Source organism: Luteimonas lutimaris, from assembly GCF_039537065.1.
In the GTDB taxonomy this organism is placed as follows: Bacteria; Pseudomonadota; Gammaproteobacteria; order Xanthomonadales; family Xanthomonadaceae; genus Luteimonas; species Luteimonas lutimaris.
Map to the genome: position 1 here is coordinate 378,093 of NZ_BAAAZU010000001.1, position 24,964 is coordinate 403,056.

17 protein-coding genes are annotated in these 24,964 nt (G+C 66.5%); 15 read left to right on the forward strand and 2 right to left on the reverse strand.

What is annotated here, in order from left to right; translation table 11 throughout:
- The first annotated feature begins 81 nt into the window (after positions 1-81).
- From ABD679_RS01735 to ABD679_RS01770, 8 genes are all read left to right on the forward strand, one after another.
- Positions 82-2,955 carry an SNF2-related protein gene (locus tag ABD679_RS01735; RefSeq protein ID WP_344758198.1) on the forward strand — a complete coding sequence of 958 codons (2,874 nt, stop codon included), beginning with the start codon at positions 82-84 and terminating at the stop codon, positions 2,953-2,955.
- A 78-nt stretch (positions 2,956-3,033) separates the two neighbouring features.
- On the forward strand, positions 3,034-4,032 hold the full coding sequence (locus ABD679_RS01740; RefSeq protein WP_344758199.1) for a hypothetical protein: 999 nt from the start codon (positions 3,034-3,036) through the stop codon (positions 4,030-4,032).
- A 226-nt stretch (positions 4,033-4,258) separates the two neighbouring features.
- Complete coding sequence (locus ABD679_RS01745) at positions 4,259-5,170, forward strand: Abi family protein (protein ID WP_344758200.1); 912 nt, start codon at positions 4,259-4,261, stop codon at positions 5,168-5,170.
- A gap of 5 nt (positions 5,171-5,175) precedes the next feature.
- Positions 5,176-8,403: a DNA methyltransferase gene (locus ABD679_RS01750; RefSeq protein WP_344758201.1), complete on the forward strand. Its 3,228-nt coding sequence runs from the start codon at positions 5,176-5,178 to the stop codon at positions 8,401-8,403.
- Position 8,404: 1 nt separating this feature from the next.
- Positions 8,405-11,749: a DEAD/DEAH box helicase family protein gene (locus ABD679_RS01755; protein WP_344758202.1), complete on the forward strand. Its 3,345-nt coding sequence runs from the start codon at positions 8,405-8,407 to the stop codon at positions 11,747-11,749.
- A gap of 89 nt (positions 11,750-11,838) precedes the next feature.
- Complete coding sequence (locus ABD679_RS01760; RefSeq protein WP_344758203.1) at positions 11,839-12,495, forward strand: hypothetical protein; 657 nt, start codon at positions 11,839-11,841, stop codon at positions 12,493-12,495.
- Positions 12,496-12,621: 126 nt separating this feature from the next.
- On the forward strand, positions 12,622-13,500 hold the full coding sequence (locus ABD679_RS01765; RefSeq protein ID WP_344758204.1) for a hypothetical protein: 879 nt from the start codon (positions 12,622-12,624) through the stop codon (positions 13,498-13,500).
- A 104-nt stretch (positions 13,501-13,604) separates the two neighbouring features.
- Positions 13,605-14,165 (forward strand): hypothetical protein, encoded by a 561-nt coding sequence (locus tag ABD679_RS01770; protein WP_344758205.1) that lies wholly within the window; start codon positions 13,605-13,607, stop codon positions 14,163-14,165.
- 18 nt (positions 14,166-14,183) lie between these two features.
- Here ABD679_RS01770 and ABD679_RS01775 read toward each other — a convergent pair whose 3' ends face one another.
- Positions 14,184-15,413: a tyrosine-type recombinase/integrase gene (locus tag ABD679_RS01775; RefSeq protein WP_344758206.1), complete on the reverse strand. Its 1,230-nt coding sequence runs from the start codon at positions 15,411-15,413 to the stop codon at positions 14,184-14,186.
- A 227-nt stretch (positions 15,414-15,640) separates the two neighbouring features.
- A complete protein-coding gene (locus ABD679_RS01780; protein WP_344758207.1) occupies positions 15,641-17,065 on the reverse strand; it encodes a coniferyl aldehyde dehydrogenase in 1,425 nt (474 codons plus the stop codon).
- Between the two features lie 90 nt (positions 17,066-17,155).
- Between ABD679_RS01780 and ABD679_RS01785 the strand changes: the two genes are divergently transcribed.
- The 7 genes from ABD679_RS01785 to ABD679_RS01815 all read left to right on the forward strand — a co-directional run bounded on the left by ABD679_RS01785 (position 17,156) and on the right by ABD679_RS01815 (position 24,862).
- Positions 17,156-17,710, forward strand: coding sequence for a gamma carbonic anhydrase family protein (locus ABD679_RS01785; protein ID WP_344758208.1), 555 nt, complete (start codon positions 17,156-17,158; stop codon positions 17,708-17,710).
- A gap of 264 nt (positions 17,711-17,974) precedes the next feature.
- Positions 17,975-18,655 carry an RDD family protein gene (locus ABD679_RS01790; protein WP_344758209.1) on the forward strand — a complete coding sequence of 227 codons (681 nt, stop codon included), beginning with the start codon at positions 17,975-17,977 and terminating at the stop codon, positions 18,653-18,655.
- Positions 18,652-19,659, forward strand: coding sequence for a stage II sporulation protein M (locus tag ABD679_RS01795; protein WP_344758210.1), 1,008 nt, complete (start codon positions 18,652-18,654; stop codon positions 19,657-19,659). Before ABD679_RS01790 ends, ABD679_RS01795 begins: the two co-directional genes overlap by 4 nt.
- Complete coding sequence (locus ABD679_RS01800; protein ID WP_344758211.1) at positions 19,656-21,221, forward strand: DUF4129 domain-containing protein; 1,566 nt, start codon at positions 19,656-19,658, stop codon at positions 21,219-21,221. The genes ABD679_RS01795 and ABD679_RS01800 overlap by 4 nt, the downstream gene beginning before the upstream one ends.
- Complete coding sequence (locus ABD679_RS01805) at positions 21,218-22,375, forward strand: DUF4350 domain-containing protein (protein WP_344758212.1); 1,158 nt, start codon at positions 21,218-21,220, stop codon at positions 22,373-22,375. The genes ABD679_RS01800 and ABD679_RS01805 overlap by 4 nt, the downstream gene beginning before the upstream one ends.
- Positions 22,372-23,361: an AAA family ATPase gene (locus tag ABD679_RS01810; RefSeq protein ID WP_344758213.1), complete on the forward strand. Its 990-nt coding sequence runs from the start codon at positions 22,372-22,374 to the stop codon at positions 23,359-23,361. Before ABD679_RS01805 ends, ABD679_RS01810 begins: the two co-directional genes overlap by 4 nt.
- A 199-nt stretch (positions 23,362-23,560) precedes the next feature.
- Complete coding sequence (locus ABD679_RS01815) at positions 23,561-24,862, forward strand: DUF58 domain-containing protein (RefSeq protein WP_344758214.1); 1,302 nt, start codon at positions 23,561-23,563, stop codon at positions 24,860-24,862.
- The last annotated feature ends 102 nt before the right edge of the window (positions 24,863-24,964 follow it).

The following is a 24,964-nucleotide window of genomic DNA, read 5'->3' on the forward strand; positions in this document are numbered from 1 at the left end:
TCCTTTCGCGGCGCTCGCCGGACGAGCTCACGCGTGGGAAGGGGGACCAGTGGCGCAGTACGCAGGGGGACAGGGGGCAGCATGATCGAGACAACCGATGTCCAGGCGAAATACTTCGCCTGGGAGCTCACGCGAAAGCGTCGCGGCGGCGAGGTGGACCGCATCGGCCCATCGCTCTTTGACGCAGCGGTTGACCTGAACCCGCACCAGATCGAGGCGGCGCTGTTCGCGCTGGACAACCCCCTGTCCAAGGGCGTCCTGCTGGCGGATGAAGTCGGCCTGGGCAAGACCATCGAGGCCGCGCTGGTGTTGGGTCAGTACTGGGCGGAGCGGCGCCGGCGGCTGATCGTGATCTGCCCGGCCTCCCTGCGCAAACAGTGGGCCAACGAGCTGGCCGAGAAGTTCCACCTGCCCACCCAGGTACTCGACGCAAAGACCTGGAAACAGGCGCGCAAGGACGGGATCTACAACCCCTTCGACCAGGATGTGATCAGCATCGTGTCCATCCACTTCGCAGCGCGGATGGAGAAGGTGGTCGGGGCCATTCCCTGGGATCTGGCGGTCATCGACGAAGCCCACAAGCTGCGCAACGCCTACCGGGAAAGCCATCGCACGGGCCACGCGATCAAGCGGGCGCTCGCGGGAGTGCGCAAGGTGCTGCTCACCGCCACGCCACTGCAAAACTCCCTCCTGGAGCTGTATGGGCTGTCCACGCTTATCGACGAGCACCTGTTTGGCGACCGGGTCAGCTTCCGCTCGCGCTTCATGCGCGGGGATGAAGGCGTGCCGGCCCTGCGTCATCGGCTGACGATGTTCTCCAAGCGCACCCTGCGGCGCGACGTGCTCGAGTACGTGCAGTACACCGAGCGCAAGGCGCTGACGTTCCCTTTCTCTCCCGGGGAAGACGAGCAGCGCGTCTACGACCTGGTGTCCGGCTACCTGTTACGTGAGGACAGTTACGGCATCCCGACCCGCCAGCGCCACCTTGTCGGCCTGGTGGTGCGCAAGCTGCTCGCCTCCTCGACCGAGGCCGTCGTCGCGACCCTGGAAGCGATCCGGGCCCGCCTCAAGCGGCTGGAAGACGACCAGGCCGAGCAGGAAGACTGGCTGACCAAACTGATTGAAGACGAGGATCTGGACTCTGACGCAATCGACGAGGACGAAACATCGTTCGATGACGATGGCGGCCTGCCGGAACCGGAGCCGGAGATCGACCGGGAGAAACTGCGCGCCGAGATCGTTGAGCTGGAGCAGTACATAGGGCTCGCCCGTGGCGTCCGCGAGGACAGGAAATCCCACGCCCTGCTCAAGGGCCTGGAAGCCGGGTTCAGCCACATGGCAGCCATTGGCGCCGCGCGCAAGGCGGTGATCTTCACCGAGTCCGTGCGAACCCAGGACTACCTGGCCCGGTTCCTGGAGCGTCATGGCCATGCCGGGCGCGTGGTGAAATTCAGCGGCCGGGCGTCCGACCCGGCCGTGAACGGCATCTACCAGAGCTGGCTGTCTACCCATCGGGGCAGCGATCGCGTCACCGGCAGCCCCGCCATCGACCGTCGCACGGCCGTCATCGACCATTTCCGCGAGCAGGCCGACATCCTCATCGCCACCGAGGCTGGCGCCGAAGGCATCAACCTGCAGTTCTGCTCCCTGGTGGTGAACTACGACCTGCCCTGGAACCCGCAGCGGGTCGAGCAGCGCATCGGCCGCTGCCACCGTTATGGCCAGAAGCACGATGTCGTGGTGGTGAACTTCCTCAACCAGCGCAATGCCGCGGACCAGCGCGTGCTTGAGTTGCTTTCCGAGAAATTCCAGCTTTTCGACGGCGTATTTGGCGCCTCCGACGAGATCCTGGGCCGGATAGAGTCCGGCGTGGACATCGAGCGCCGCATTGGCAGCATTTACGAGACCTGCCGTACCCCGGCCGAGATCGAGGCCGCGTTCGCCAAACTTCGCAGCGAACTGGAGGAGCAGATCCACGATCGCATGCGCGAGACGGAGGAAGCGCTGCTGGCGACCTTCGACGCGACCGTGGTGGAACGCCTCCGGCTGAACCGCGAAGAAGCCATCAGCCAGCTCGACCGGATTGGCCGGCTGTTCTGGCGCCTCACCCGCCACGTGCTGGAAGATGCCGCCAGCTTCGACGACAGCACACTGTCGTTCGAGTTGCCGACCGCCCCCGTCGCGAGCGTACCGACTGGCAAATACCACCTGATCCGCAAGGGCCAACCGCCCCCCGAGGACGGCCACGTCCATCGCCTGTCCCACCCGCTGGGTGAGCACGTGCTCGACACGGCGCGCCGGTATGACACGGCCACCGCCGAGCTCACGTTCGATCTGGGTAGCGCGCCGCAGCGCATCGCGGCCCTGGAGCAGCTTTCCTCCCGGTCAGGCTGGCTGGAGCTCAACCTGCTGCAGTTGGAGAGCTTCCAGCTTGAGGAGCACCTGGTGTTCAGCGCCCAGGCCGATGACGGGAGCTGGCTGGATGAAGAGGCCTGCCAGCGACTTCTTGAACTGTCTGGAGCCGCGTGGGGTGGAGTTGCCGAGGTTGCCCAGACGCCCCCTGGCTTCGCGGCCAACGTGCGCCGTCAGATCGAGGCGGCCCTGGCCAAGGCGCTGGAGGAGAACGACACCTACTTCCAGGCCGAGCGGGAAAAACTGGACCGGTGGGCCGATGACCAGTTGCTGGCGGCCGAGCAGACCCTGCACGACACCAAGGCCCGCCTGAAAGACGCCAAGCGCCGCTCACGCGCCGCCAGCACCGTAGAGGAGCAAGCCGCCATCCAGGAAGAGATCAAGGCCCTGGAGCGTCAGCAGCGCCGCCAGCGGCAGGAAATCTTCGATGTTGAGGATGAAATTGAAGCCAGGCGGGACGCGCTGATCGCGGCTCTGGAGCAGCGCCTGAACCAGAGCAGCAGCAGCGTTCCGCTGTTCAGGATCCGATGGCGGCTCACGTAGTGGCGTTCACAATGTGAATTTACTTGCAGAATACTAATTTATGTGCAGAATAATCTCCGGATAGTTCCGAGCAGCGCCGTGTCCGCCCCGCTTCAGCCCCGAACCTTGCGCAACCTGCGCAATACCCGCGACCTCAGGGCCGAGATCCTGTCGCTGGCCGCGGAGCTCGCCGCCGATCCGCAGGCCAAGGGTCGTTTGCACGTGGTCGACCCCGCCATTGCCGAAGCCACGATCCGCAAGGAGTGGGACAGCCTGCTGCCAGCCATCGCTGCCAAGGTCCGTGCGCGCATGACCCTGGCCGTTGATGAAACGCAGGCCGCATCCGGGAAAGCGAGGCGAGTGGCCGAAGGCAGCATTGTCCATCTGGACAAGCCGAATTACCGGTTCGAGGTCCTGCGCCTGCTGTTGGGCGCCAGCCTGGAGGACGACGGCCCACAGCCGGAGGCCGGCATCGCGGCTCATATCGACGGCACCCAGCTTGGCCTGGTCGATGCCCTGGGTGCCTCCCCCACGCCGGTCCGCAGCGCCCTGGCCGCCCTGCGCGATGCCGGCCTGATCGACAGCCTGCGCTGGCTGGAGATCGAGCCTGAAGCGCTGTCGATGGAGCAGCTCAGCCGCATCGGCGCCTTGCCGCAAACGCTGCGCTTCCGCTTCGAGCGGGGCGCCCGGATCAAGTCGCCTGCTGAACTGGTGCAGCGCGCAGTGCCACTGCTTGGACCCAAGGGTCCGAAGGGCTGGAAGCCGTTCTCGCTGTCCGGAACGCCAGTCGCACAAGCCGATGTACCGGCGCTGGATTTGATGGGCGCGCCGCGCCTGGATCTGGTGGCCAATATCCCTCGTAGCGACAAGACATTCGATCCCGCGGTGATGCGCCTGCTGGATGACGGCCTGGAGCCCGAACCGAATGTGCTGGCCCCGGCCCCGGTCGTGCTGACCCTGGTGCGCGCCGGCACCCGCTTTGATCGCGACGCAGGCATCGGCCAGGCGCGGTGCGCGCATCGCTGCGATGTGTTCCTGTCCCTGCTCGACATGGGGCTGCGGGACCAGGCCCTGCAGTACATAAAGGAGCGAGAATGAACGGAATCAAAGGCTTGCGCCCGCTGAACGGACCCATCCCTCCGAACCAGTTTTCTGGGGCGGTTGTAGTTGCACTGCCCCCTGCTGGCGCTACAATCGGTATCAACAACACCCCCCACGCCTCTCGTCAGATCGGCGCACCATGGGGGGTTACTTTTTTCCGGCCTTCGCGATCGGCCGAGGGCATCCCGGAATTCGCAGCGCCAAGCCGCGATGGGGATGCTGCATGAAGTACGACAAGCCAGCGCTCACTGTCGAGCAGCAGATCGCGCAGCTCGCCTCGCGGGGCATGAGCTTCGGCAATCCCGAACGCGCCGCTCACTATCTCACCGAGCTCAATTACTACCGCCTCAGCGGCTACTGGCTGCGGCATGAGGCCGATCACGCCTCCCACCAGTTCCTGCCAGGCACGTCCTTCGAGGCGGTGCTTGACGACTACCTGTTCGACCGCACCCTCAAGCTGCTGATACTGGATGCGGTGGAGCGGCTCGAAGTCTCCATCCGCACCCGTTGGGCCCATGACGTCGGCCTGCGCCATGGCGCGCATGCGCATCTGGACAGCGCCCTGTTCAAGCACCGCAGCCGGAACTGGAGCCATCCAAAGGCTGTGGCACGCCTGGTAGGCGGCGTGGAAGACAGCCGGGAGCGCTTCATCCGACACTTGCGTGACACCTACGATGAGCTGCTGCCGCCCATTTGGGCCAGCGTGGAAGTCATGAGCCTTGGCCAGATCTCGCGCTGGTTCGCCAATCTGCGCCATGCAGCCGACCGCAACGCCATCGCCGCGCCTTATGGCCTGGATGAAGTGTTGCTGGCGTCCTTCCTGCACCACATCAGCGTGGTGCGGAACATCTGTGCCCACCACGCACGCTTCTGGGATCGTGAGATGACTTTCAAGGCACAACTGCCGCGCAAGCATCCTGAAGCCCTGGTTGCCTCGCTCGACCACGCCGGCACCAGCAGCGCCTACAACACGCTCACCCTGTTGGGCTGGCTGATCGGGCGCATCAGCCCGGGGCAGACCTGGGTCCAGCGGGTGGCCAAACATGTCACCGACCACCCGCCTGCCGCTCGCGTGATGGGCTTTCCGACTGATTTCAGCCAGCGTCCGATCTGGCAGCACACCACAGAAGACTGAACCCGATGACCGATACCAATCCCGCCAAGTTCAACAAGCTGGTCACCCTGCTCAAGGAGCTGTTCCAGCTCGACCAGCCGGATCTGGACTTCGGCATCTACCGGATCCTCCACGCCCGCGCGGACGAGGTCACCCAGTTTCTTGAGGCGGACCTGTTGCCGCAGGTCAAGGAAGCTTTTGCCGGGTACCAGTCGGCCGACAGCGCCGAATTGAAGAGGCGACTGGAGCAGATGGTCGCTCAGCTCACCGAGGCAGGCGTGGACCCCGAGCAGGCGCCGAGGGTCCAAGAGCTGCGGGAACAGCTCAAGGGGGCCGTCGACCTGGGCGCGCTGGAGAACGAGGTCTACGACCACCTCTACAGCTTCTTCCGCCGCTACTACTCCGAAGGCGACTTCCTGGCCAAGCGCGTCTACAAGCCGGGCGTGTACGCCATTCCCTACGAGGGCGAGGAAGTCACCCTGCACTGGGCCAACAGGGACCAGTACTACATCAAGACCAGTGAGTACCTGCGCGACTACGCCTTCCGCCTGAAGCCGGACGCGAAGGAGGGCGAAGACCCCATGCGCGTGCGCTTCAAGCTGGTGGACGCGGCCGAGGGCGAGCACGGCAACGTCAAGGCCGCCGAGGGCAAGGACCGGGTGTTCGTGCTGGCGGCCGGGGACTTCATTGCCGAAGTCGACGGTGAGCTGGAGCTGCGCTTCGAGTACCGACCGGCAACGCTGGGGGACTGGCCCGCCGACCAACGCGACGGCAGAAAGAAGCCGCCGGCGCAGAAGGACCTGAGAGGGTTCGCGGTGGTATCGATCCTGGCGGCAGACGGTGAGTTTGCGAACTGGCTTACCGAGCTTCGCAAGACGCATGTCAAGGCAAACGGCGAGCAGGCGGATTACAACGTCATCCACGCGAAGATTGAGCATTACACCAAGCGAAACACCTTCGACTACTTCATCCACAAGGATCTGGATGGCTTTCTGAGGCGCGAGCTCGACTTCTACATCAAGAACGAGGTGATGCACCTGGACGATGTGGAAAGCGAAACCGCGCCCCGGGTCGAGCAGTACCTGTCGAAGATCAAGGTGATCCGCCGCATCGCCGGCAAAATCATCGACTTCCTCGCCCAGCTTGAGAACTTCCAGAAGAAGCTGTGGCTGAAGAAGAAATTCGTGATCGCCTCGGACTGGCTGGTGGCGATCTCGCAGATTCCGGACGAGCTCCTGCCGGAGGTGTGCGCGAACGCCGCGCAGTTGGAGGAGTGGAAGGCGCTGCATTCGCTGCATGAGCTGCCGGCCGGTTTGACGCGGCCGGCGTATAGCGAGCCGCTGACGCCGGAGTATCTGCGAGTGCATCCGAGTCTAATGGTGGATACGCGCCATTTCGCTGCGGGATTCGTGGCGAAGCTGCTTGAAAACGCAAGCGCGCTTGATGAAACGGTTGATGGCGTATTGCTGCATGGTGACAACTTTCACGCCCTGTCTTTGGCGCAGAAGCGATATCAATCGAAAGTGCATTGCACTTACATCGATCCTCCATACAACGCGCCCAAGAGTGAAATTGCCTACAAGAATGACTACAAGCACTCATCGTTTCTTTCGTTGATGGAGGGTCGGCTGCAACTTTCCCGAAACCTGTCCGCCGAAGACGGGTCACACGTTGTTGCCATTGATAAGCACGAGCAGAACGGCCTTTTTCGTTTGGTCAATCAAATCTTCCCGTTCAACGACAACGTTTCGGTGACAATCGAGCACAACCGAAAGGGCGTGCAGGATGCGCACTTCTCCTACACAAACGAGTACGCGCTATTTTCCATTCCGTCAGCCAGGAAAACGTTAAACAGAACCGTGCGAGATGAGGCAGAGTGGGAATGGTCGAACTTTAGAAATTGGGGTGGTGAGTCACTCCGCACTGATGCCGCTAACTGTTTCTACGCTGTTTTGGTTCAGGACAACGAAATTGTAGGGTTCGGTGAGGTGTGGACCGACGAATCGCAACATCCTTCGGGGGCAAATGTCCGGCGCCCTGACGGAGTGATCGAGGTTTATCCAATCGACGGGACAGGGGTAGAGCGCAAGTGGCGTTACGAGCGGGGAACAGTAGAGGCGATCAAGTGTCGGTTAAAGGTCGATTCCGCTCGGGACGGAGATCTACAGATCAAAATTGCAAAGGTATCTGACCAGTTCAAGACTGTTTGGTACTCACCGCGTTATAACGCCGGCGATAACGGCACAAAGCTGGTTCGTGAGATGGGCGTTCCGATCGGGGAGTTTGATTACCCTAAATCTCTGTTCAACACACGTGACTGCATTTTTTCTGTGAGTGATAAAGGCGCACTCGTACTCGACTACTTCGCAGGGTCCGGTACAACTGGGCATGCTGTCATTCACCTCAATCGAGAGGATGGAGGTAGGCGGCGCTTTATCCTGGCAGAGCAAGGTGGCTACTTTGACAGTGTTCTGCTGTGCCGTCTAAAGAAGGCGGCTTTCGCGCCGGACTGGAAAGATGGAAAGCCGCAGCGGCTTGCCACACAGGACGAAGCCGAACACAGCCCTCGCCTGATTAAAGTCCTGCGCCTGGAATCCTACGAAGACACCCTCAACAACCTCGCCCTGTCGCGCAGCACGCAGCAGCAGGCCGCTCTGGACTTCGGCGCTGCTCAAGGCACCGACGGCCTCCGCGAGCAATACCTGCTGCGCTACCAGTTGGACGTGGAATCCCATGGCAGCGCCTCGCTGCTCAACATCGCTGCCTTCACCCAACCCACTGCCTATAAGCTGCTGGTCAAGACACCTGGCAGCGACGAAAGCCGCGAGGTCAATGTCGATCTGCTGGAAACCTTCAACTGGCTATTGGGCCTGACCGTGCAACATATCGCCGCGCCGCGCAGCTTTGCCGCCGGGTTTGAGCGTGATGGCGAAGGGCGATTGCGGATCAATGGCCGGTTGAAGCAGGACGCTGCCGGTCCGTGGTGGTTCCGCACCGTCACCGGTACCACGCCCGAAGGCCGCAAAACCCTGGTGATCTGGCGCAAGCTCACCGGCGACGCCGAGCAGGACAACCTGGTGCTGGAGACCTGGTTCCGCGACAAGCAGGCGTTCTCGGTGCGCGACGCCGAGTTCGACCTGATCTACGTCAACGGCGACAACGGGCTTGAGAACATCCGGCTGGAGGACGAAAGCTGGAAGGTGCGCCTGACCGAGGAAGACTTCCAGCGCCTGATGTTCGAGGGAACCGACTGACATGGCGGCCCTGAAGAAGGCCGCCACCCGGAAGGCGGCGAAGAAGGCGGCCGGCCGGCATCGCGGCCGTGCGGCGCAGCCGGAGTTCACCCAGTCGCTGGTGCTCAACCAGTGGCTGTTCGGCCTGTTCGGGCTAGAGAGCACCGACGGCTACTACCTGCTGGACGGTGGACGCCGGGTGCCGCTGCTGGAGGCGTTCAAGCAGCGCTTCCAGCTCAACGAGCACAGCGAGGAGGGCCTGGACGAGAACAACGTCCACCGCTTCCACCACGCCATGGTCAACCAGATCACCGGCGAGCTGCCTGGAGTGAGCCGCGACGAGCTGCTGGCTTTCGACCAGAACATCGTCCGCCACACCCTGGCCCTGAACGCCGAGCGCGCCCTGCGCCGCGAGCGGCCGGTGGTGTGGAAGTACTACCAGTATTTGGCCCTGCTGTTTGTCGAGATCTACCTGGACCGCTACTTCCGCGACCCGCAGGAACTGGCGCAGGCGCTCAACACCCACATCGCGAAGTTCAACGATGGCAAAGACGAAGGCCAGCAACTCCCGACTTCGGACGAGGGCCGCGACGCTGCGCTGGGCCTGAACAAGCTGGCCCTGTGGTGCGCCACCGGCAGTGGCAAGACCCTGCTTATGCACCTCAACCTGCGCCAGTACCAGCACCATCTGGCTCAGGCCGGACGTGGCGGTGAGCTCAACCGGATCCTGCTGCTGACCCCTAATGAGGGACTGAGCCACCAGCACCTGCAGGAGTTCAGCGCCGCCGGCATCGAGGCCGAGCTGTTCGACAAGAACGCCCGAGGTCTGTTCGCCGGCAAGGCGGTGGAGATCATCGACATCCATAAGCTGGCCGACGACATGGGCGACAAGACCGTGGCCGTGGACGCCTTCGAGACCGGCAACCTGGTACTGGTGGACGAAGGCCACCGCGGCGCGTCCGGTGGCGAGTCCGGCAAGTGGCTGTCCCGCCGCGACCAGCTTTGCGAGAAGGGTTTTTCTTTCGAGTACTCGGCCACCTTCAAGCAGGCGGTGAAGGGCAGCGTGCCGCTGTCGCGCCGTTACGCGCGCAGCATCGTCTTCGACTACTCCTACCGCTACTTCTACGGCGATGGGTATGGCAAGGACTACCAGATTCTCAATTTGGACAAGGACACCGAGCGCGCGCATCGTCATCAGTACCTGATTGCCTGTCTATTGGCCGCCTATCAGCAGCGGCGTTTGTTCGACGACAGGCAGGCCGTACTGCAGCCGTTCAACATCGAAAAGCCACTTTGGATTTTTGTCGGGGGAAGCGTCACCAAGGGCTTCAACAAAGGCGAAGCCTCGGATGTTGTGGAGATCCTCAAGTTTCTTGCCGCTTTTGCAGCAGACAAGGCCGCCTCGCTACGTGCCATAACGGAAACGCTGAGCACAGGGTTGGTCGCAGCCGATGGCAAGAACATCTTCGCCAATCGCTTCGGCTACCTGGTGGAGTTGAGTCTGTCTGCCAACGAGCTGTTCGAAGATATCTGTGCGCGACTGTTCAACGCCTCCGGTGGCGGTGCCCTGCACGTTGAGTACCTGAAGGGTGCCGACGGCGAACTGGCGCTGAGGCTGGGCAACAATGAACCGTTTGGGGTGATCAATGTCGGGGATGCCAAGAAGCTTTACGACATCTGCGACGCCACGCCGGGCGTGGTGGCTGAGGAACGCGACTTTTCCGGTTCGCTGTTCCGCCGGATCAATGACCGAGGCAGCGCCATCAGCCTGCTGATCGGCTCGCGCAAGTTCACCGAAGGCTGGAACTCCTGGCGCGTGAGCACCCTGGGGCTGATGAAGATCGGCCAGAGCGAGGGCGCGCAGATCATCCAGCTGTTCGGCCGCGGCGTGCGCCTGAAGGGGTATGGCTGGAGCCTGAAGCGCAGCAAGGCGCTCCGCCTGCCGGCCGGCGTGGAGCGCCCCCGGCACATCGAGCTGCTGGAGACGCTGAACGTCTTCGGCGTCCACGCGGACTACATGGCCCAGTTCAAGCAGTTCCTGGAGGACGAAGGACTGCCGTCGGACCAGGACAGCGAGGAGATCGTGCTGCCGGTGCTGCGCAATCTGGGCACGCAAAAGCTCAAGATCATCCGGCTCAAGCCCGAGATCCAAGGCGTGCGGACCGCGTTCGGCGTCGCTTTTCGCCAACTGGCGCCGGTCCCGCAACTCGCGCCTCCGCAAGGTGAGGCCGACCAGTGGCTGTTGCGCAACCGGGTGCAGCTCAACTGGTACCCGAAGATCCAGGCGATGAAGGCGGCCGGCCTGGCCGGCGGCGACGGCGTGGCCGAGCTCGAGCACGGCAAGCTGGGGCCGAAGCATGTAGCGCTGCTGGACCTGGACCGTGCCTGGTTCGAACTGATCCGCTTCAAGAACGAGCGTGGCTGGCACAACTTCGACATCCCGCGCCCGGCCGTCGAGCGCCTGCTGGCCAATACCGACTGGTACGACCTGCTGATCCCGGAAGCGATGCTGGCCATGGACAGCTTCGCCAAGGTGGCGATCTGGCAGGAGATCGCCGAGACGCTGCTGAAGAAGTACGCCGAGCGCTACTACGGCTTCCGCAAGAAGGGCTGGGAGGAGCCGCACCTTGAGTACGCCGAGCTGGACGCAGGCGACCCCAACTTCCCTGAGGCCGGCGCCGGCCTGGGCGAGGATCAGGGCGTGTACCGCGTCTCGGTGGAGAAGTCCGAGGAAGCGCTGATCGCCCAGCTCCGGCAGCTCGGAGACGAGCTGCGCAGGCGCGCCGGCATCGCCGACAAGACCTACGCCGGCGGCCAGGCGAGACTGGAGGTGCTGTCGTTCAAGGGCCACCTGTACGAGCCGCTGATAAAGGCCAGCGGTGCGAGCATCAGCGTGCGGCCGGTGTCATTGAACGATGGCGAGATGCGCTTCGTCCGCCGGCTGAAGGGATACTGCGCCGCGCATCCGGAAGAGTTCGAGGACCGGCCGCTGTTTCTGCTGCGCAACATGAGCCGCGGCCGCGGCATCGGCTTCTTCGAGGCCGGCAACTTCCATCCCGACTTCATCGTCTGGCGCATCGACGGCGGCAAGCAGCGGATCAGCTTCGTCGACCCCAAGGGCATCCGCCAGCTCGACACCATCGACGATGCCAAGATCCAGTTCCACCGCACCATCCGCGAGATCGAGGCGCGCATGGGGGATCCGGACGTCAGCTTGCGCAGCTACATCGTCTCAGGCACTTCGGCGTCGGAAATGGAGATGCACTGGAAGGTGACCCGGGAGCAGATGGCCGAGCGGAACATCCTGTTCGATGAAGATGAGGGCTACGTGGAGAGGCTGGTGGCGGAGACCTTGCCCGACCATTGAACCCGTCCCGCATTGTCCAGTGGCTTGGCTCCGGGCCTGGTGATACCTGTAGGACACGCAGGTATTCACCAGATAATTCGGAGCACATCATGGACAAGCAGGCGGAATGCGAAGGGCAAGGCCGTTGGATCCCGAGGTCGGGATACGGGAAGTACTGCACGATCCCGATCTCTGACGGCGCCGGGGTAGACCAGCTGTCGCGGTGCGGGTTGGGATCGTTCACAGCCACTCGCCGAGACATGCAGGGATTGGCGGACGAGTACATCGAGCAAGCGGTGGAGCTTGTGGCCCGGGCGAGGCAGGAACGGCTTCGACTGTCACGGGAAATCAGGGGGCCGAGCGGAGAGCGTCTGATTCGCCCCTACCGCTGTCGCATCTGGCTTGATCTCGACAAGGCCGATTGCTACATGTACCTCGGCTGGCGCGGTATCGCGACCAAGGGGCGAACCCGAACGAAGTGGCTGTGGGACTGCAGGGCGGATATTGCTCCGTGGCTCAAGGGTGTGCACGAGGCAGAGGCGCAGCTGATCCGGGAGGTTGAAGCGAAGGCGACCGAGATCCGGCTGCGGTGGTTTGCACTGGTGCGGGCCATGCACTATATGAACGAGGTCGAACGGTTTGGCGTTGACGACTGGACGGCTTCAGGCGGTAACGGGCGGCGGCACGCCTACGCTCGCCGGGGGCACTGGTTCAGCCGACTGTTCCGCAGGCCCGCCGCTTCCGAGTCGACGACGTCGGCCGTTTGATGTGCGGAAAAGGCCGCGCGATTTTCCCTTGTAGTTCGAGCATCTGGAAACCTGGAGTAGAACCTATTGGGACATTGGGGCACCCAACGTCGCTCCACAACCATTCATCAGAACGGAGTCAGCTGAATGAAGACATGGATTTTTGCCGCAGCGCTCTCCCTTGCCGCAGCCCAGGTGGTGGGGTCTGAGCCTGCCCCTTTTGTGATCCAGGAGTATGGCGAGAGGATTCGCGAGAAGGATTGGCGGAAGATCAATCTGTTCGAGCACATCCCCCGTCGCTATGTCGAGATCACGGAAGACGTGGAGCTGTCATGCAAGGATGACAAGGGGCGCCCGATGACCCGAACCATCAGGGTTGATGCCGGCGTTTATCGGATCGACGAAACGCTTCAACACAAGAAGACCGAGCGCGACTGGCTGCTTGTTCGCGTCAATTCCAGTGAGAGCGTCCAGCATGGCCACAACAGCTCTGCCGGGAGCACGTGGGACTACCAGCACTCAGTAGCGTTTGATCCGGAGACTCTGGCGCTGTTTCCTCGTGAGCTGGTCAGGTACACGCAAAGTGGCCGATACCTCGATGGGTCGCCATGGACCGAGGGGACATGGACCTTCGACTGCACGCCAGCTGGTTTTTCCTCCGATGGCCAGCCCTTGGTCCGATTTGCGACGGAAGAAGAGTTCCGCTCGTCGCAAAGTGCCGAGCGGGATGCGCGATCGGAAGCGTTGGCTCGTGAGGCCCGGGAGCGGGACATTCAGCGTCGCGAGAGGTTGGAGTCCGAGCGGCCGCTGAAATCAGAAATCGGAGCCTCGCTGTGTAAGCTTGATGGCAGGGTAATGCTGCAGGGCTTCAATGAGGGCCGCAGCCCAGATAACGACAAGATCAAGGTCCGAATCTGGCGCAGTTCCTTTCCGGTTGCAGGGAAGCCAGGGAACGCAACGCCTTCCGGATTCCATGAAACAACGATCTGGGACAGTCTGGACAATTGGGACTTGTGCGCTGACTGAGGCCGGCATACCTGCCAAAGGCGTCAGTTCGATGGCCTGCACGTGGCCGAGTGAATGGTTCGCGTCAGCCATCACGGGTTGCCTGAAGACATTGGAGGGTGTGCATGGAGATGATGCTGATTCTTGCGATTCTCGCGATCGGCGCCGTGCGCTTGGTGCGCATTGACGACGAATCATCCGATCGTGATGCCCGCGATGCCCAAGGTGGCACGGGTTTCGCCGAAGAGCCCCAACGGTCTGGAGCTGGGTTTGCTGACTCGATCAACCCGGCAACCGGGCTCCCGATGCTCTTGGACGGGCCTGGCGGATTCGACATTGACGGCAACATGTGGGGATTCGACGACGAAACGCTTTCGATGCATCGCCATCCGGCCGATCGGCTGTTGCTCGATGGAGCGTTTGGAGATTACAGCTCAGGCCCCAGGATCAATCCAGCAACCGGCCTCCCAATGATCTCCGACAGCCCAGCCAGCTTTGACGTTGGCGGCAATCCGTACGGATCACGTTCGGATGACGTGTTTTCTCATGACAGCCCATTTGGATCCGACTTCGGCTCGGGCTCGCACGGGATCAGCGACTTCCACGACTCGTTCGGTTCTGGATCCGGGTCAATGGATTCCTTCGGTTCGGGATCATCAGGATCGGGATTCGGCAGCGACTGGTAGTGATCGAGCGCTCGTTGGTTACGGCTTCCCTGTCGCTGAAGGGGCCGCTTCAGATGCCAGGGCGCTCTCGCGCAGGGCGTCCAACTTGTTCGCCCAATCCTCCAGCACGGCACGTCGTTCAGCCATGTACTCGTGGCGGTTGTACGCGCCACGGGTCTTGCTCATGGGGGAGTGGGCCAGGCAGATTTCGATCACGTCCTTGTCGACGCGAACGCTGTTGAAATAGGTGCTGAAGGCTGCGCGCATGCCGTGTGGCGTGCCGATGCCGGAATAGCCAAGGCGTTCCAGGACGGCATTGAGGCTGCGATTGGCCATGGGGCGCTTCGGGTCGCGGCGGTTCGGGAAGAGGAACTCCTGGCCGACTGGGACGATCCTGCGCAGCTCGCGCAGCAGCTCGATCGCCTGTGGAGACAGCGGTACCCAGTGGGCGCGTTTCGCCTTCATGCGCTCGGCTGGGATCTCCCACTCCCCCGCGTCGAGGTCGATCTCCGCCCAGCGTCCATTGATGATCTCCGACTTGCGGCAGGCGGTCAGCATGACAAGCAGCATGGCAATGCGGGTCTGCTCCGCCATCTGCGAGCGATCGTCGAGCTGCACGAGGAGCTCGCCGATCTGCTCCAGCGACAGGGCCGGATGATTCGCCTGGTCGCGCTTCTTCATCAGCCGAATCGACGGGACCGGGTTGGCGTCCATCAGGCCACTCTCGATCGCGTGCTCGAAGATGCCCCAGAGGTAGTTGCGCAGGTTGCGGGCGACCTCGGGTGCCCGTCGTTCCACTGACTTCAGCTGTGCAGTGATCTCGACGCGCTTGATGGTCTTGATCTGCCGGGCATGGAACTTCGGGAGCAGGTCGTTGTTGATCTCGCGCTCGCGCTGCCTTCGAGTCGCTGGCCTTAGACCTTGGGAGGTCGCGTCAGCCCATTCGGCGGTCACGGTGGCGAACGAGCCCTGTTCGCGCTCCAGGTACGCCAGGGCCAGGGCCTGCTTGCGATCCTTTCGCGCGTGAACCGGATTGATTCCCTGGGCGACGCAGCGGCGTGACTCGGCATGCGCTTGGCGTGCCTCGGCAAGGCTGACCTCAGGAAACGCGCCCAGCGCGTCCAGACCCTCGACCCCGCCGATTCGGAACTTGTAGCGCCAGTACTTCTGGCCGCCGGGCGTGACAAGCAGGAACAGCCCGCCACTGTCAGTGAGCTTGTAGGACTTGGCAGCCGGCTTGGCGGACTTGATCTGGACGGCGGTCAGCATGGGGGAGGTCCCAGCATTGGAGGCCTGAATGATACCCCCAATGGTACCCCCAGAGATCTGGGATGCCTTGAATCGTCCCTGTGCCTCTTGAGACAATCACAATCCATAAGATATTGATTTAAAAGCTGATACTCAGGCCATGTGGGTCAATATGGGATTTCTTGGATTCCTTGATGCACGTTCCAGCTGGCGATTTTCATGGGCGCCTCCACAGGATACGAAAGATGTCAGCCGGCGAGGAACTTCACCATCCGCTCCACGAAGCCGCGGTACGGCGGCTTGAGCAGGTCGCTCGCGGCGCGGGACGACTGCCACAGGACCGGCATCGCGTGGGTCATCGCGTCGAAGCCGGCGCGGCCGTGGTACTGGCCCATGCCGCTGGCGCCGATGCCGCCGAACGGCAGGTTGCCGGCGGCGAAGTGCAGCAGGGTGTCGTTGACGGTGACGCCGCCGGCGAGGAGGCGGCCGAGGATCCTTTCCACCGTCGCGCGGTCGCGGCTGAAGGGGTACAGCGCCAGCGGGCGGTCGCGCGCTTCGACATAGGCGATGGCCTCGTCGAGGTCGCGATAGCCGCGCACCGGCAGGATCGGGCCGAAGATCTCGTCCTGCATCACGCGCGCGTCGTCGCCGGGATCGAGCACGACGGTCGGCGCGATCATGCGCTCGGCTTCGGCGCGCACCGGATCGAGCGCGACCAGTTCGATGACCTCCAGCCCGCGCTCGCGCGCGTCGTCGAGGTAGCCGCGCAGGCGCCGGTACTGGCCCTCGTTGATGATGCGGGTGTAGTCGCCGGCGTCGCGCAGGTCGCCGTAGCGCGCGCGGGCCTGTCCGCGCAGCGCGTCGACCAGCGCATCGCGGCGGGCGTGGTCGACCAGCACGTAGTCGGGTGCGATGCAGGTCTGGCCGCTGTTGAGCCACTTGCCGGTCGCCAGCCGCGCGGCGGCCTGTTCGATCGGGAAGTCGGCGGCCACGATCGCAGGCGACTTGCCGCCCAGCTCCAGCGTCAGCGGGGTGAGGTTGGGCGCGGCGGCGGCCATCACCCTGCGGCCCACGGCGGTGGATCCGGTGAACACCAGGTGGTCGAACGGCAGCGCCGAGAACGCGGCGCCCAGCGTGGCGTCGCCGAGCGCGACGGCGACGCGGTCGGCGGGGAACACCGCGGCCAGCAGGTCGCGCAGCCATTCGCTGGTGCGCGGCGTGTGTTCGGACGGCTTGAGGTAGGCGTGGTTGCCGGCGGCGATCGCGGTGGCCAGCGGGATCAGCGCCAGGTTGACCGGGTAGTTCCACGGCGACATCACGCCGACCACGCCCACCGGCTCGTGCCGGACCTGCGCGCGCGCCGGCCACAGGCGCCAGCCGCTGCCGACGCGGCGCGGCTTCATCCAGCCGCGCAGGCTGCGGCGCAGGTGGTCGATCTCGCTGGTCACCGTCATCGCGTCGGAGAGCAGGGTCTCGTGCACGGAGCGGTGGCCGAAGTCGGCGGCGATCGCGGCCAGCATGGCGTCGCGGCCGGCCGTGAAGGCGTCGCGCAGGCGCGCGAGGTCGTCCAGCCGCTGGCGGGCGTCGGGACGCGTGTGCTGCCAGGCGGCGCGCAGGCGGTCGAGGGTGGGGCGCAGGTCGGCGGCGGTGTCGGATTGGCTGGGCGTGTCCATGGACCGGACTATACGGGCGCGCACGGCGGTTTGCGCCCGCGGTCGAAGGCGGCGCGCGGACGGGCCGGCGGCAGGTCCTACAATCGCGCCATGAACAGCATCCGCCCCTACCGCAATGTCTTTCCTTCGCTCGGTGCGCGCGTCTACATCGACCCGGACGCCAGCGTGATCGGCGACGTGGCGCTGGGCGACGACGTGTCGGTGTGGCCGCAAACCGTGATCCGCGGCGACGTCAACCATGTGCGCATCGGCGCGCGCACCAACGTGCAGGACGGCACCGTGATCCACGTCAGCCACGACGGCCCGCACGCCAGGCTTGGCGGCTTCGCCACCGTGATCGGCGCCGACGTGACCATCGGCCACAAGGCGATGATCCACGCCTGCCGGATCGAGGACGCGGTGCTGGTGGGCATGGGCGCGATCGTGCTCGACGGCGCGTTGGTGAAACGGCACGCCTTCATCGGCGCCGGCGCGCTGGTGCCGCCCGGACGCACGGTGGGCGAGGGCGAGCTGTGGGTCGGCAACCCGGCGCGGAAGCTGCGCACGCTCAGCGATGCGGAGATCGAGGGGCTGCATTACAGCGCGGGACATTACGTCCGGTTGAAGGATGAGTATCTGGGTGAGGGAATGGGGAGTAGGGAATAGGCAACCGCGGTTCGACGGGTCTTGCTTTGCTGCCCGGAGGGAGCTGATCCGGGAGTGGCCGTCGGTGCCGGCTCTTCCCCGAAGACTGCGTTATCCACTGCGGTGGAACGAACGGGCCCAGGGCACCAACGTTCCCCATTCCCGCCCCATCCCGCGCGTTTGCGCCACCACGGCGAGCCGGTACAGTAGCCCCGGGGCCCGGCTTCGGAATTCGCGTGGCATGGATGACTTGATGGTGGGGGCGGGCAGGAAGGCCTGCGCCTGATGCTCGACACATTCCGCGAAGTCCATACGCCCGAGGGCGTCGCGCTGCGGCTGCCCGCCGCCGGCCCGGTGCCGCGCGCGCTGGCGTGGCTGATCGACCTGGGCATCCGCTTCCTGTTGCTGACCGTCTCGGCCGGCCTGCTCGGCATCCTGGGCAAGACCGGCATCGGGCTGTACTTCATCGGCATGTTCGCGCTGCTGTGGGCGTACCCGGTGGTGTTCGAGGCGATGTTCGACGGCCAGACGCCTGGCAAGCGCGCGCTGGAGCTGCGCGTGGTGTCGGCCGACGGCGCGCCGGTGGGCTGGCTGGCGTCGCTGGTGCGCAACCTGCTGCGCACGGTCGACATGCTGCCGGTGGGCTACGGCTTCGGCCTGGTGGCGAGCCTCTCCGATCCCTACGGCCGGCGCCTGGGCGACATGGTCGCCGGCACCCTGGTGGTGCACGCGCCGCGCCTGCGCGCCGCGCCGCAGCCGCCGATGGCCGGCGTGCAGGCGCCGGCGCAGCCGCTGCAGCCGCAGGAGCAGGTGGCGGTGATCGCCTTCTCCGAACGCGCCGCGCAGCTCACGCCGGAGCGCCAGGAAGAACTGGCCGACATCGCCGAGCCCGTCACCGGCGCGCGCGGCCAGCCCGGAGTGATGCGGCTGCTGGGCATCTCCAACTGGCTGCTGGGGCGGCGATGAGGCAGGCGCATTTCGTCGCGCGCCACGAGCGCGAGTGGGAGCAGTTCGCGCACTGGCTCGACAAGCGCGCCGACAGCCCGCGCGGCGCCCGCGCCGAACGCGGCTGGCAGGGCCTGCGCGACGAGGACATGCCGGCGCGCTACCGGCGCCTGTGCCAGCAACTCGCGCTGGCGCGCCGCCGCGGCTACAGCCCGGTGGTCACCGCGCGCCTGCAGGAGCTGATGCAGCGCGGCCACAACGCGCTGTACCGGCCGGCGCCGCCGCGCTGGCGGCGCGCGCTGGAGTTCCTGGTCGCGGACTTCCCGCGCCTGGTGCGCGCGCAGCGCGGCTGCCTGTGGGTGTCGGCGGCGCTGTTCGTACTCTCCACCGTGGCGATGTACTGCGCGGTGCGCTGGCGGCCGGAGCTGGTGCACAGCCTGTTCGATCCGCGCCAGCTGGCGCAGTTCGAATCGATGTACGACCCGGCTGCGCCGGGCGCGAAGCTCGGCCGCGACAGCGGCAGCGACCTGGCGATGTTCGGCTACTACATCGCCAACAACATCGGCATCGGCTTCCGCACCTTCGCCGGGGGCCTGCTGGCGGGCGTCGGTTCGCTGCTGGTGCTGGTGTCCAACGGCGTGATCATGGGCGCGGTCGCCGCGCACCTGCAGGGCATCGGCCACGGCGGGCCGTTCTGGCGCTTCGTGGTCGGGCATTCGGCGCCGGAGCTGTCGGCGATCGTGGTGGCCGGCGCCGCCGGCCTGCGGCTGGGGCTGGACCTGGTCGCGCCCGGTCGCCGCAGTCGGCTCGACGCGCTGGTCGAGGGCGGCAAGGTCGGCGGCAAGCTGTGCCTCGGGGTGCTGGCGATGCTGCTGTTCGCCGCGTTCGTGGAGGCGTTCTGGTCGTCGATCGGGTCGATCCCGGGGCCGGTGAAGTTCGCCGTCGGCGGCCTGCTGTGGGCGCTGGTGCTGGGCTGGCTGGGCTGGGCCGGGCGGGGCAAGGACCGCGAGGGCCCGGCGCCATGAAGCTCGAATCCCTGCGCGTCGAACTGCGCCCGCGCTCGCCGTGGGAAGCGGTCGAGCTGGGCACCGCGCTGGTGCGCCGCAACGCGCGCGCGATCTGGATCCCGTGGCTGCTGGTGACGGTGCCGGTGTTCGCCGTGGCCAACGTCGCCGCGCTCGCGGCGGGCCGCCTCTGGATCGCGTGGCTGGCGATGTGGTGGCTCAAGCCGGTGTTCGACCGCATCCCGCTGTTCGTGCTCTCGCGCGCGGTGTTCGGCGAGACCCCGGGCACGCGGCAGACGCTGGCCGCGCAGCGCGGCTGGGGTTGGCGCGCGATGCGCGGGCACCTGCTGTGGCGACGGTTCAGCCTGGTGCGCGCGCTGGTGCTGCCGGTGGACCTGCTCGAGGGCGCCGATGGCGCGCGCCTGCGCGAGCGCCGCCGGGTGCTGGGCGACGCGGTGCGCGGGCACGGCATCCTGCTGACGCTGGTATGCCTGCTGTTCGTGGTCGCGCTGTCGCTGTCGATGCTGTCGCTGTCGCTGATGTTCGTGCCGACCGAGTTCCTGTCCGAATCGCTGCGCGCGACCTGGTCGCTGTTGTTCGTGCAGCCGCCGCCGTGGGCGCAGGTCGCGCTGCATGCGGTGGCGTGGATCGCGACCAGCGTGATCGAGCCGTTCTACATCGGCGCCGGCTTCGGCCTCTACCTCAACCGCCGCACGCGGATCGAGGCCTGGGACGTGGAGATCGCGCTGCGCCGCCTGCGCGCGCGGCTGGCGTCGGCGACCGGCGCGATGCTGCTGGCGGCGTGCGCGCTGCTGGTGCTGCCGCCACCCTCGCAGGCGGCCATGCAGCGCGACCGCGGCGTGCAGGACGCCGGCGTGCCGCGGCAGGCGCGCGTGGATGCAAGCGCCGGCGATGACGGCGGACAGGACTCGCTCGCCGACGTCTTCGGTGACGCGCTGGTCGAGGACCCGGCGTTCGAGGCGTCCGTCGAACAGGCCTACCGCGATCCGCTGCTGCGGCCCAAGCGCAAGCAGTCGCACTGGCGGGCGCGCGATTCGAAGCGGGCGCAGCCGCCGCAGGCGCTGCCGTTCCCGTGGCTGGCCAAGGCTGTCGCCTTCATCGGCGAATTCGGCCTGTGGCTGCTGCTCGCCGGGCTGCTGGCGGTGCTGGCCGCCACCGCCCGGCGCTGGCTGCCGTGGCTGCGCGGCGGCCTGTCGCGCCGGGAGGTGCCGACGCCGGTCGAGCTCGCCGACGCGCCGCTGCCCGACGTGCTGCCCGAGGACATCGCCGCCGCCGTACGCCGGCTGTGGAACGAAGGCCGCCGCCGGCGCGCGCTGGCGCTGCTGTATCGCGCCAGCGTCGAGGCGATGGCCGCGCGCGCCGCGGTGACGCTGGTGCCCGGCGCCACCGAGTCCGAATGCCTGCGCGCATCAAGGCGCATGCCCGACCCGCAGGACCGCGACGCCTTCGCGCGCGTGGTGCGTGTCTGGCAGTACGCCGCGTATGCACGGCGGATGCCCGCGCAGGGCGAGTTCGATGGCCTCGTCGACACGCTGGCGCAGCGCTTCGGGTGGGCGTCATGAGGGTGTCGGGCCGCAACGTCGCGCTGGTCGCGCTGGGCCTGCTGCTGGTCGCGGGCGTGGCCGCGTGGTGGACGTACAACTACGAGTACGTCGAGACCGAGCGGACCCTGCGCCCGCGCGGCGAGGCCAGCTACAACCCGCTGTATGCGCTGAAGCTTGCCCTGCAGGCCAGCGGCGTGGACGCACGCTCGCGCCAGCGCCTGCAGCTGGACGAGGTGCCGCTGGGCGAACGCGACACCGTGCTGGTGCTCAGCGATCCGCGCACGCTGTCGCCAGCGGACGTGGACGGCCTGCTGGACTGGGTCGAGTCCGGCGGCCACCTGCTGGTGCGCACGCCGCGGCTGGAACGCGGCGCGGCCACCCGCACCGCCGCCCTGCTCGACGCGTTGCGCCTGCGCACGCTGCCGAAACACGAATGCATGCCGGTCGCGCGGCCGCCGGCCGCCGTGAATGCGAAGGATACGGACGGGGCCGGGGTGCCGGCGCGGTTGATGTTCTGCGGCGGCACCCGCTTCACCATGCTCGCGGTCGAGCCCCTGCACGCCTGGGGCGACCTCGACAGCGGCTATGCCTACGCGCGCCTGGCGTACGGCGAAGGCACGGTGGACGTGCTTGCCGACTTCGGTTTCCTCACCAACGGATCGCTCGAACAGCCGACCTTTGCCGCGCTGGCGCGGCAGCTGCTGCAGCCGGGCTGGAAGCGCGGCACCGTGCACCTGGTCTACGCGGCGGACATGCCGCCGCTGTCGCGGCTGCTGCTCGAACACGCGTGGATGGCGTGGCTGCCTGCGCTGCTGGCGCTGGTCGCGTGGCTGTGGCTGCGCACCCAGCGCTTCGGCCCGGCCGTGCCGCCGCCCGAACCCGCGCGCCGCGCGCTGCTCGAACACGTGCAGGCCAGCGGCGAACACCTGTGGCGCTATGGCCGCGCCTCCGCGCTCTACGCCGCGGTGCGCGAGGCGTTCATGGCGCGCCTGCGCCGCCGCGACCCGCTGGCCGCCGCGCTCGACGGCCGCGCCCAGGCCGAGGCCATCGCCCACCGCACCGGCGCGCCGGTCGCCGACATCGAACGTGCCCTGCAGACGCCGCGTCCCAACGACGGTGCCGACTTCCGCAACCGCATCGCAAGACTCCTCCAGTTGAGGCAACAGCTATGACCGACCCGCAAACGCTCCCCGCCCCGATCACCGGCGACGTGCTCGCCACCCGCATCGCCGCGGTGCGCGACGAAGTGTCCAAGGCGTTCATCGGCCAGGCCGACGTGCTCGACCAGATCCTCGTCGCCCTGCTCGCCGGCGGCCACGTGCTGGTCGAGGGCGTGCCCGGCCTGGGCAAGACCCTGCTGGTGCGCGCGCTGGCGCAGGCGCTGGGCTGCGACTTTGCGCGCGTGCAGTTCACGCCCGACCTGATGCCCAGCGACGTCAGCGGCCACGCCGTGTACGACCCCAAGACCGAAGGCTTCGTGGTGCGCCGCGGCCCGGTGTTCACCAACCTGCTGCTGGCCGACGAGATCAACCGCGCGCCGGCCAAGACCCAGTCGGCGCTGCTGGAGGTGATGCAGGAGCAGCAGGTGACCATCGAGGGCTCGAGCTTCCCGCTGCCGCCGCCGTTCATGGCGCTGGCCACGCAGAACCCGGTCGAGCAGGAGGGCACCTATCCGCTGCCTGAGGCGCAGCTCGACCGTTTCCTGCTCAAGGTGCTGATCGACTATCCCACGCAGGCCGACGAGGCGCGCATGGTCGCCGCGGTCAGCAGCGGCCGCACCGCGGCCGGCTTCGACCTGTCGCAGGTCACGCAGGTGCTGTCGGCCGGCGACATCGTGGCCATGCAGCTGGGCACCGCGCAGGTGACGCTGGACGACGCGGTGGTGCAGTACGCGGTGCGCATCGCCGCGGCCACGCGCAAGTGGCCGGGCATTGCGCTCGGCGCCGGCCCGCGCGGCAGCCTGGCGCTGGTGCGCGCGGCGCGCGCACAGGCGGTGCTGGCCGGGCGCGACTTCGTCACCCCCGACGACATCCGCGACATCGCCAGGCCCGCGCTGCGCCACCGCATCGCGCTGGCGCCGGAGCTGCAGATCGAAGGGCAGGACGCCGACCAGGTGCTGCACGCGCTGCTGGCCAAGGTGGAGGCGCCGCGGCAGTGAGTACATCGCGTGTCCGCTGCTTCCATGGTCCATGCGCAGAGGGGAAGCCGGAGCCGGCGTGGGGCGCGGGTTCGATTCAGGGCGGCCATTGCAAGCGCTGTCATCCCGAGCGCAGCGAGGGATCTGCTTCACCGGTCCGGAGATCCCTCGCTGCGCCCGGGATGACAGCGTGCGGACTTTCGGCGACGGGTCGCCGGCGATGAGGCCCGCTCCGCTCCTTGTAGTCCTCCTCGCGCTGTGGGGTGCGATCGGCGTCGTCGCCAGCTTCGGCTTGCTCCCGACAGCTGCCTGGTTGTACGTGGGCGCCGCGCTCGTCGTCGTCGCCCTGCTCGACCTGCTGCGCCTGCGCCGCCTGCCCACGCCGGATGTCGTGCGCGCGCTGCCCGAAGCGCTGCCGGTCGGGGTCGAACGCGAGGTCACGCTGCACCTCGAATCCGGCCCCCGGCGCGTGCGCGCGGAGGTGTTCGACCTGCATCCGGGCGGCTGGGAATCGAGCGGCCTGCCGCGCACGCTGGTGCTGCCGGCGGACACGGTGTCGAGCTTCGGGTACCGGCTCGCACCCACCGCGCGCGGCGACTTCCGCTTCGGTGGCGTGCAGCTGCGCCTGCATGCGCCGTGGCGGCTGTGGCGGCAGTCGCGCGTGGCCGGCGCGGCGCAGGCGGTGCGCGTGTTCCCCAACTTCGCGCCGCTGGCGCGCTTTGCGCTGCTGTCGGCCGAGCAGGCCTCGCGCATGGTCGGCGCGCACCTCAAGCGCCGCCGCGGCGAGGGCACCGACTTCCACCAGATGCGCGAGTACCGCGTCGGCGACAGCCTGCGCCAGATCGACTGGAAGGCCACGGCGCGCGCGCGCCGGCTGATCTCGCGCGAATACCAGGACGAGAAGAACCAGCAGCTGATCGTGGTGCTCGACACCGGCCGCCGGATGATGGCCCGCGATGCGGCGCTGTCGCACTTCGACCACGCACTGGATGCGTCGCTGGTGGTGTCGTACCTCGCGCTGCGGCAGGGCGACGCCGTTGGCCTGTTCGCCACCGGCGGCGAGCAGCGCTGGGTGGCGCCGCAGCGCAGCCTGGGCGCGATCGACACCCTGCTGCGTGCCAGCTACGACCTGCAGCCGCAGCCGGTCGCCACCGACTACCTGGCCGCCGCCACCAGCCTGTCGCTGCGCCAGCGCCGCCGCGGCCTGCTGATGCTGGTGACCAACCTGCGCGACGAGGACAGCGAGGACCTGCTGGCCGCGGTGCGGATGCTGCAGCGGCGCCATCTCGTGGTCGTGGCGTCCCTGCGCGAACGCGCCATCGACGAGGCGCTGGACGGTGCAGTGGACGAACTCCCCGACGCCCTGCGCGCGGGCGCCGCCGCCCGCTATCTGGCCCAGCGCGCCGCAGTGCACGATGCGCTGCGCCACCAGCACGTGGCGGTGCTCGACGTGACCTGCGAACAGCTGCCGGCGGCGCTGGTGGAGAAGTACCTGGCGGTGAAGCGGGACGGGATGCTGTAGCCGGGGGCGGCGGCCTTTTGCCGGCGCGTCCTGTAGGAGCGGCTTCAGCCGCGAGCTTTTGGCTTGCCGGGCACCGTGGCAAAAAGCTCGCGGCTGAAGCCG

What these genes read in the sequence shown, in the direction of transcription:
- ABD679_RS01735 (WP_344758198.1), top strand. Translation starts at nt 82, where the DNA reads ATGATCGAGACAACCGATGTCCAGGCGAAATACTTCGCCTGGGAGCTC.
- ABD679_RS01745 (WP_344758200.1), top strand. Translation starts at nt 4,259, where the DNA reads ATGAAGTACGACAAGCCAGCGCTCACTGTCGAGCAGCAGATCGCGCAG.
- ABD679_RS01750 (WP_344758201.1), top strand. Translation starts at nt 5,176, where the DNA reads ATGACCGATACCAATCCCGCCAAGTTCAACAAGCTGGTCACCCTGCTC.
- ABD679_RS01755 (WP_344758202.1), top strand. Translation starts at nt 8,405, where the DNA reads ATGGCGGCCCTGAAGAAGGCCGCCACCCGGAAGGCGGCGAAGAAGGCG.
- ABD679_RS01760 (WP_344758203.1), top strand. Translation starts at nt 11,839, where the DNA reads ATGGACAAGCAGGCGGAATGCGAAGGGCAAGGCCGTTGGATCCCGAGG.
- ABD679_RS01765 (WP_344758204.1), top strand. Translation starts at nt 12,622, where the DNA reads ATGAAGACATGGATTTTTGCCGCAGCGCTCTCCCTTGCCGCAGCCCAG.
- ABD679_RS01770 (WP_344758205.1), top strand. Translation starts at nt 13,605, where the DNA reads ATGGAGATGATGCTGATTCTTGCGATTCTCGCGATCGGCGCCGTGCGC.
- ABD679_RS01775 (WP_344758206.1), bottom strand. Translation starts at nt 15,413, where the DNA reads ATGCTGACCGCCGTCCAGATCAAGTCCGCCAAGCCGGCTGCCAAGTCC.
- ABD679_RS01780 (WP_344758207.1), bottom strand. Translation starts at nt 17,065, where the DNA reads ATGGACACGCCCAGCCAATCCGACACCGCCGCCGACCTGCGCCCCACC.
- ABD679_RS01785 (WP_344758208.1), top strand. Translation starts at nt 17,156, where the DNA reads ATGAACAGCATCCGCCCCTACCGCAATGTCTTTCCTTCGCTCGGTGCG.
- ABD679_RS01790 (WP_344758209.1), top strand. Translation starts at nt 17,975, where the DNA reads ATGCTCGACACATTCCGCGAAGTCCATACGCCCGAGGGCGTCGCGCTG.
- ABD679_RS01795 (WP_344758210.1), top strand. Translation starts at nt 18,652, where the DNA reads ATGAGGCAGGCGCATTTCGTCGCGCGCCACGAGCGCGAGTGGGAGCAG.
- ABD679_RS01800 (WP_344758211.1), top strand. Translation starts at nt 19,656, where the DNA reads ATGAAGCTCGAATCCCTGCGCGTCGAACTGCGCCCGCGCTCGCCGTGG.
- ABD679_RS01805 (WP_344758212.1), top strand. Translation starts at nt 21,218, where the DNA reads ATGAGGGTGTCGGGCCGCAACGTCGCGCTGGTCGCGCTGGGCCTGCTG.
- ABD679_RS01810 (WP_344758213.1), top strand. Translation starts at nt 22,372, where the DNA reads ATGACCGACCCGCAAACGCTCCCCGCCCCGATCACCGGCGACGTGCTC.
- ABD679_RS01815 (WP_344758214.1), top strand. Translation starts at nt 23,561, where the DNA reads ATGAGGCCCGCTCCGCTCCTTGTAGTCCTCCTCGCGCTGTGGGGTGCG.